6 protein-coding genes and 2 rRNA genes are annotated in these 7,990 nt (G+C 45.1%); 1 reads left to right on the forward strand and 7 read right to left on the reverse strand.

From position 1 onward, the window contains the following. Nucleotides 1-12: 12 nt before the first annotated feature. The 5 genes from ureC to IQ283_RS22805 all read right to left on the reverse strand — a co-directional run bounded on the left by ureC (nt 13) and on the right by IQ283_RS22805 (nt 4,143). Nucleotides 13-1,719, reverse strand: coding sequence for an urease subunit alpha (ureC, locus tag IQ283_RS22785; RefSeq protein WP_194222451.1), 1,707 nt, complete (start codon nt 1,717-1,719; stop codon nt 13-15). After that, the gene (locus IQ283_RS22790; protein WP_194222452.1) at nt 1,716-2,039 is read right to left on the reverse strand and encodes an urease subunit beta; all 324 of its coding nucleotides are present in this window, start codon (nt 2,037-2,039) and stop codon (nt 1,716-1,718) included. The genes ureC and IQ283_RS22790 overlap by 4 nt, the downstream gene beginning before the upstream one ends. 13 nt (nt 2,040-2,052) lie before the next feature. Beyond that, nucleotides 2,053-2,355 (reverse strand): urease subunit gamma, encoded by a 303-nt coding sequence (locus tag IQ283_RS22795; RefSeq protein WP_194222453.1) that lies wholly within the window; start codon nt 2,353-2,355, stop codon nt 2,053-2,055. Between the two features lie 267 nt (nt 2,356-2,622). After that, nucleotides 2,623-3,276, reverse strand: coding sequence for a nitroreductase family protein (locus IQ283_RS22800; protein ID WP_194222454.1), 654 nt, complete (start codon nt 3,274-3,276; stop codon nt 2,623-2,625). A gap of 21 nt (nt 3,277-3,297) precedes the next feature. Next, on the reverse strand, nt 3,298-4,143 hold the full coding sequence (locus tag IQ283_RS22805; RefSeq protein WP_194222455.1) for a VOC family protein: 846 nt from the start codon (nt 4,141-4,143) through the stop codon (nt 3,298-3,300). A 158-nt stretch (nt 4,144-4,301) separates the two neighbouring features. Here IQ283_RS22805 and IQ283_RS22810 point away from each other — a divergent pair, with 158 nt between their 5' ends. After that, nucleotides 4,302-4,628 carry a winged helix-turn-helix transcriptional regulator gene (locus IQ283_RS22810; RefSeq protein ID WP_194222456.1) on the forward strand — a complete coding sequence of 109 codons (327 nt, stop codon included), beginning with the start codon at nt 4,302-4,304 and terminating at the stop codon, nt 4,626-4,628. Nucleotides 4,629-5,189: 561 nt separating this feature from the next. On the opposite strand, the gene rrf is transcribed toward IQ283_RS22810, so the two are convergent. Together rrf and IQ283_RS22820 are read right to left on the reverse strand one after the other, a co-directional pair. Further along, nucleotides 5,190-5,306 (reverse strand): 5S ribosomal RNA (gene rrf, locus IQ283_RS22815). Nucleotides 5,307-5,539: 233 nt separating this feature from the next. Further along, nucleotides 5,540-7,990: ribosomal RNA gene (locus tag IQ283_RS22820) — 23S ribosomal RNA — on the reverse strand; the annotation flags it as partial.

A 7,990-nucleotide genomic window follows, 5' to 3' on the forward strand; every position in this document is an offset into this window, starting at 1 on the left:
CTGTTTACCACCTCAAAATAAAAAGTATCTTTGTGCAAGCGGTACGCTCGTTGCCGGTTCGCACGTAACTAGCTCACCATCCACCACGACTTCATACGTTTGTGGATCCACCTGAATATCAGGAGTCTCACCGTTGTACTTCATGTCTTTCTTTTTTAGCTTACGAATATTCTGAACAGGACGAATGATTTTCTGCAGCGAAAGCTGGTTATGAACACCTTTTTCAATAGCCGATTGTGATAAAAAGGTAATCGAGGTTCTAAATTTCGCTTTCCCGTATCGGCCAAACATCGGCCTATAGAGAGCTGGTTGAGGAGTAGGAATTGATGCATTCGGATCCCCCATTACACTCCAAGCAATCATCCCACCTTTAACGATCTGTTCGGGCTTTACTCCGAAAAAACCAGGTTTCCATAGAACAAAGTCCGCTAGTTTCCCTACTTCTATGGACCCCACCTCGTCTGATATACCATGGGCAATGGCCGGATTTATCGTGTATTTCGAAATATAACGTTTCACCCGCTCATTATCGTTTTCTGAACCCTTTGGTAATGCCCCACGTTGCTTTTTCATTTTATCCGCCGTTTGCCACGTTCTTGAAATCACTTCTCCAACTCGTCCCATTGCCTGTGAATCTGAACTAATAATGCTGAAGACACCCATATCATGCAAAATATCTTCTGCAGCAATGGTTTCTTTTCGAATCCTTGAGTCAGCGAATGCCACATCCTCCGGTACGGAAGAATCAAGATGATGGCAAACCATCAACATATCAAGATGCTCCGCAATTGTATTTGTTGTAAATGGTCTAGTTGGATTCGTCGAGGATGGAAGGATATGCTCATAAGAAGCGGCTTTAATAATATCCGGTGCATGTCCCCCACCTGCGCCTTCTGTATGGTATGTATGAATGACGCGCCCATCAATCGCGTTCAACGTATCTTCTACAAAACCGCCCTCATTTAATGTATCGGTATGAATCGCGACCTGAACATCATATTCATCCGCCACGGTTAATGCCGTGTCAATGGAAGCTGCCGTCGTTCCCCAGTCCTCATGAAGCTTCAAGCCTATCGCACCCGCTTCTATTTGTTCGCGTAAAGCTTCTTCACCTGAAGCATTTCCTTTGCCCAAAAACCCAAGATTAACAGGGAAAGCTTCTGCTGACTCAAGCATACGGTGAATGTTCCATTCCCCTGGAGTACAAGTTGTTGCATTTGTCCCAGTCGCTGGACCCGTTCCACCTCCAAGCATCGTCGTAATTCCAGACTCGATCGCGGTTTCGATTAATTGCGGACATATAAAATGTATATGAGAATCAATTCCACCTGCTGTTACAATCATTCCTTCTGCGGCAATAACCTCTGTAGAAGCACCAATCACAATATCAACACTGTCCATCAAATAAGGGTTACCTGCCTTTCCAATCGAAGCAATACGACCATCCTTCACACCAATATCCGCTTTATAGATCCCCGTGTAATCAATGATCAATGCATTCGTTACAACAAGGTCTACAGATTCGCCTCTCGTAGCAAGTGGATGTTGACCCATTCCATCGCGAATCACCTTGCCTCCACCAAATTTCACTTCATCACCATAAGAGGTTTCATCTCGTTCTACTTCAACAAACAATTCTGTATCTGCTAACCGAACTTGATCCCCAACCGTCGGACCAAACATATCAGAATACGCTTTTCTTGAAAGTTCAAAACTCATTGATCTACCTCTCTATCTAACGAACCGTTTGTTTTATTATTAAGTCCAAACACCTTTCGCTCACCTGAAAACGCGACTAGCGTGACTTCTTTAGCATCCCCAGGTTCAAAGCGGACAGCAGTACCTGCAGCAATATTTAAATGCATGCCAAAAGCGCGCTCACGATCAAAATTTAGCGCTTCATTCACTTCATAGAAATGAAAATGAGAACCTATTTGAACCGGCCTGTCTCCGACGTTAATGACTTCCATTTCAATCGCTTTTTTCTCTCTGTTACACACAATGGGAGATGACTTTAACTTGTACTCACCTGGAATCAATGCTTCACCCTCCTCATATTATTGGATCATGTACTGTGACTAATTTGGTACCATCCTGAAAGGTAGCCTCTACTTGTATATCCGTAATCATTTCTGGCACACCTTCCATGACATCTTCTCTTGCCAAAATCGTTCGCCCATACTGCATTAAATCTGCAACACTCTTTCCGTCTCTTGCTCCTTCAAGCACTTCATATGTAATAATGGCAATGGCCTCTGGGTAATTAAGCTTTAATCCTCTAGCCTGCCGCCTTCTCGCTAAATCTGCCGCCACGACAATCATTAATTTCTCCTGTTCTCTAGCCATTAACTTCAATGAAATCCCCCTAATTTATACGGAAACCGAAAATTATGATAATTCATATTATACATAAAATTGAAGGTTATAAAAGAACATAGGATTATTTTTATTTTACAACTTCACATAGAGAAACAAATCGTACTCGAATAAGAATCCTAATATGTCAGCGTTTGTTAGCGTATTCACTATTTCATTTTCTACTCGAAATAATATGTCAGATTAACTTACATATAAGGGAATTCATATAAAAAAAAGAAGAAGCTTTTCGCTCCTTCTTTAGGATTACTTATGGAAAATCACTCGTTCTTCAACTGGTTGAAATTCTTTTTCCCCTGGGGGAGCCGTAGGGTTTCCAAAAGGCATCTGCGCAATAAGTTCCCAACTAGATGGTACATCCCACTCTTCTTTCACCTGATCGTCAATTAAAGGATTGTAATGTTGAAGAGACGCACCCAGACCCTCTTTTTCTAATGCTGTCCAGATGACAAACTGAAGCATGCCAGAAGAATGCTGTGACCACTTTGGAAAGTTGTCAGCAAATGTGGGCAGCTTTTCTTGAAGTCCTTTAATCACGTCTTGATCTTCGAAGAAAAGAACGGTACCATAACCACCTGCAAATCCGTTCATACGTCCTTCAGTTGCCTCAAACTGATCTGCAGGAACAATAGATCGAAGTGTCTCTTTCGTAATCTCATTCCAGAGTTTATTGTGGTTATCATCTAAAATAACCAGTACTCTTGCGCTTTGGGAATTGAAAGCTGAAGGTGTGTGTTTAACCGCATACTCAATTATTTCTTGCAGTTTGTCATCAGAAATGACGCGTTCTTTACCAATGCCATAAATCGATCTTCTACCTTTTACAGCCTCAAAGAAGTTCTTGTTATCTCCATTAGTCTCATTCTTTGCTGAACCAAAAATCTTTTCCATCATACCCATGTGAATAACCACCTTTTTTCTCTATTTTTTCAAACTAAGACGAATCATATTCCCTGAAGGATCTTTCGTATAGAAATCGTCATCTTTCTCCCATACGTTGCTGAATTTTTTCACTTGTTCAACCCGTTTATTTCTTTCTAAATCATTTGTGAAAACAATTGAAAACCACTTCAGTCCAGTGCTTCTTTCTTTGGGAGCCAAAGCCCCAGCGCTTTGCCAGGTATTTAACCCAATGTGATGATGGTAGCCTCCGTACGATGCGAATATCGCATCATATCCGAACTGACTTACAATCTGAAGACCTAAACCTTTTTGATAGAAGTCTTTAGCTTCTTTTAGATCAGAAACTTGAAGGTGAACGTGTCCAAGAACGGTATTCTCAGGAAGCTCTTCACTAACCCCTGACACTTCCTTCATTAATTCTTCAACATTCAATGCCTTTGTTGTCATCATTACTTGATCTTCCTCCCAGTTCCACTGTTTTGAAGGACGATCTACATAGATTTCAATCCCATTTCCATCGGGATCTGCTAAATAAATTGCTTCACTAACAGAATGATCAGAAGCCCCTTGAAGTGGATACCCTGTACTTAATAGATGCCTTAGTACATTCGCAAGGTGTTTTCGTTCAGGTACAAGAAGAGCAAAGTGATACAGTCCAGTCGAAGGATATACTCTTTTCGTGCTTGTTTGTTCAATTGTGAGAAGTGGTGTCTTACCATTCGTTGTGAAAACCACAGTATCGTTCGATTTAGTAAGTATTTTGAATCCGATTATTTTTTGATAAAAATTGGTAGATCGATTTAAATCACTTACAAACAACTGGAGTTCACTAGTGTGAGGAACAAATTCAGAATGAAATTTCATAATAGATCTCCTTTAAGTGTTCTGAATAAACCCATTAACTTATTTTATGTAAGTAACTATATAATTATAAATAACATACGTCAAGTTACTAGCTTCTAATCAATAATCTTTTGATTTGAATTCATACTGAGTTATAATGAATTTGGGAGTGAATAATTATGAATAAATCGTCTCTATGTCCTAGATTTGAAAAAGCAATGTCCCTTTTGAGTCAGAGGTGGACAGGTCTAATTATTCATCAACTTTTAGAGGGACCTCAGCGATTTTGCACGATAGAAACATCCATTTCCATCAGTGGTCGTGTACTCTCTGAGAGGTTAAAAGACCTTGAACAACAGGGGATCGTTATCCGAAATGTGTATCCTGAGACACCTGTTCGGATAGAATACTCATTAAGTGCTAAAGGGCACGCACTCGCTCCAGTTTTGCATGAGATTGAAAACTGGGCAGAGAACTGGATAGAAATTGATGATATTGATAAGTGAATTGCGTAAAAAAGCCGATTGCTCTTATTTTGAGTTATCGGCTTTTGTTTTTAGGGAGATAGGCAGCTTTTTGGAGAATCAGGACTTTTAATGCAGGAATTGGGAATGAATCAGGTGAGAAAGTTAGAACTGACCAGTAATTCCGCGATCGTGAGATATGAAGGCTTTCAGCTAGTAAAAACTATCCATAAAACCATAAAAAAAAGCGAGAAACCATTTGGTCTCTCGCTTTTTTCAGTTGCCAAGCGACGTCCTACTCTTGCAGGGGGAGATCCCCCAACTACCATCGGCGTTAGAGCTTAACTTCCGTGTTCTCATACGGGTCGCGATAAGCGGCGAACTTCTTCGTCAGCTGCGCGATGCCAGATCCTCATGGATCTCTCGAATATCCACTCCGGTCTGACATCGCTTGCTTCCTCGAATTTCTTGCTTCTCCCGCCCCTACGAAGCTTTCGAAGAAGTTTTTGATTGTCATTCCTGCAGCTTTTTCTCCTACAAGCTTTCAACATTTTTTGAATACAAAAAAGCGAGAAACCCTCAGGTCTCTCGCTTCTCTTAGTTGCCCAGCGACGTCCTACTCTTGCAGGGGGAGATCCCCCAACTACCATCGGCGCTGAAGAGCTTAACTTCCGTGTTCGGCATGGGAACGGGTGTGACCTCTTCGCCATCATCACTAGACTAACAGGATGTTAGCCGTTCGGTGTTCACCACAGGACGTGGTGGCACTTAATCGAACTTCCTTATTTCAGGTGTTCCCTGAAAACTAGATAGCACGCACAACTTTCCAATATGTCCAGCTACGTAAGCCAAATCCTCGATCGTTTCACCTTTTGATTCTGACGCAAACAACGCGTCTGATTCAAAAGCCTCCAACGCTTGTCGGATTTAAACGGCTTACTTCGCTTTTCGTTTAGGTTAAGCCCTCGATCGATTAGTATTCGTCAGCTCCACGTGTTGCCACGCTTCCACCCCGAACCTATCTACCTCATCATCTCTAAGGGATCTTACCAGCTTCATGCTGTGGGAAATCTCATCTCGAGGGGGGCTTCATGCTTAGATGCTTTCAGCACTTATCCCTTCCACACGTAGCTACCCAGCTATGCTCCTGGCGGAACAACTGGTACACCAGCGGTGTGTCCATCCCGGTCCTCTCGTACTAAGGACAGCTCCTCTCAAATTTCCTGCGCCCGCGACGGATAGGGACCGAACTGTCTCACGACGTTCTGAACCCAGCTCGCGTACCGCTTTAATGGGCGAACAGCCCAACCCTTGGGACCTACTTCAGCCCCAGGATGCGATGAGCCGACATCGAGGTGCCAAACCTCCCCGTCGATGTGGACTCTTGGGGGAGATAAGCCTGTTATCCCCAGGGTAGCTTTTATCCGTTGAGCGATGGCCCTTCCATGCGGAACCACCGGATCACTAAGCCCGACTTTCGTCCCTGCTCGACTTGTAGGTCTCGCAGTCAAGCTCCCTTGTGCCTTTACACTCTGCGAATGATTTCCAACCATTCTGAGGGAACCTTTGGGCGCCTCCGTTACACTTTAGGAGGCGACCGCCCCAGTCAAACTGCCCACCTGACACTGTCTCCGCACCGGATCACGGTGCTGGGTTAGAATGTCAGTACAGCCAGGGTAGTATCCCACCGACGCCTCCATCGAACCTGGCGGTCCGACTTCTATGGCTCCTACCTATCCTGTACAAGCTGTACCAAAATCCAATATCAGGCTACAGTAAAGCTCCATGGGGTCTTTCCGTCCTGTCGCGGGTAACCTGCATCTTCACAGGTACTATAATTTCACCGGGTCTCTCGTTGAGACAGTATCCAAGTCGTTGCACCTTTCGTGCGGGTCGGAACTTACCCGACAAGGAATTTCGCTACCTTAGGACCGTTATAGTTACGGCCGCCGTTTACTGGGGCTTCGATTCAGAGCTTCTCCCGTAAGGGATAACCCCTCCTCTTAACCTTCCAGCACCGGGCAGGTGTCAGCCCCTATACTTCGCCTTACGGCTTTGCAGAGACCTGTGTTTTTGCTAAACAGTCGCTTGGATCTTTTCACTGCGGCTCCCCTGGGCTATAAACCCGAGGAAGCACCCCTTCTCCCGAAGTTACGGGGTCATTTTGCCGAGTTCCTTAACGAGAGTTCTCCCGATCGTCTTAGGATTCTCTCCTCGCCTACCTGTGTCGGTTTGCGGTACGGGCACCTTTTTCCTCACTAGAGGCTTTTCTTGGCAGCGTAGAATCAAGGACTTCGGTACTAAATTTCCCTCGCCATCACGACTCAGCTCGCGCGGTGAACGGATTTGCCTATTCACCAGCCTAATCGCTTGGACGCGCATTTCCAGCAGCGCGCTCTCCCTATCTTTCTGCGTCCCCCCGTCGTTCAAACGGAAAGGAGGTGGTACAGGAATATCAACCTGTTATCCATCGCCTACGCCTTTCGGCCTCGGCTTAGGTCCCGACTAACCCTGAGCGGACGAGCCTTCCTCAGGAAACCTTGGGCTTTCGACGGACAAGATTCTCACTTGTCTTTCGCTACTCATACCGGCATTCTCACTTCTAAGCGCTCCACCAGTCCTTTCGGTCTGACTTCACAGCCCTTAGAACGCTCTCCTACCATTGTCGTAAGACAATCCACAGCTTCGGTGATACGTTTAGCCCCGGTACATTTTCGGCGCAGCGTCACTCGACCAGTGAGCTATTACGCACTCTTTAAATGATGGCTGCTTCTAAGCCAACATCCTGGTTGTCTAAGCAACGCCACATCCTTTTCCACTTAACGTATACTTTGGGACCTTAGCTGGTGGTCTGGGCTGTTTCCCTCTCGACTACGGATCTTATCACTCGCAGTCTGACTCCCGCGGATAAATCGTTGGCATTCGGAGTTTGACTGGATTCGGTAATCCGGTAAGGACCCCTAGTCCAATCAGTGCTCTACCTCCAAGATTCTTGCCGCGAGGCTAGCCCTAAAGCTATTTCGGAGAGAACCAGCTATCTCCAGGTTCGATTGGCATTTCACCGCTACCCACACCTCATCCCGCATTTTTCAACATGCGTGGGTTCGGGCCTCCATTCAGTGTTACCTGAACTTCACCCTGGACATGGGTAGATCACCTGGTTTCGGGTCTACGACCACGTACTACTTCGCCCTATTCAGACTCGCTTTCGCTGCGGCTCCGCCTTCTCAGCTTAACCTTGCACGGGATCGTAACTCGCCGGTTCATTCTACAAAAGGCACGCTGTCACCCATTAACGGGCTCCAACTAGTTGTAGGCACACGGTTTCAGGTTCTTTTTCACTCCCTTCCGGGGTGCTTTTCACCTTTCCCTCACGGTACTGGTTCACTATCGGTCACTAGAGA

The sequence above is a fragment of the Pseudalkalibacillus hwajinpoensis genome, from assembly GCF_015234585.1.
GTDB lineage: Bacteria > Bacillota > Bacilli > Bacillales > Guptibacillaceae > Guptibacillus > Guptibacillus hwajinpoensis_B.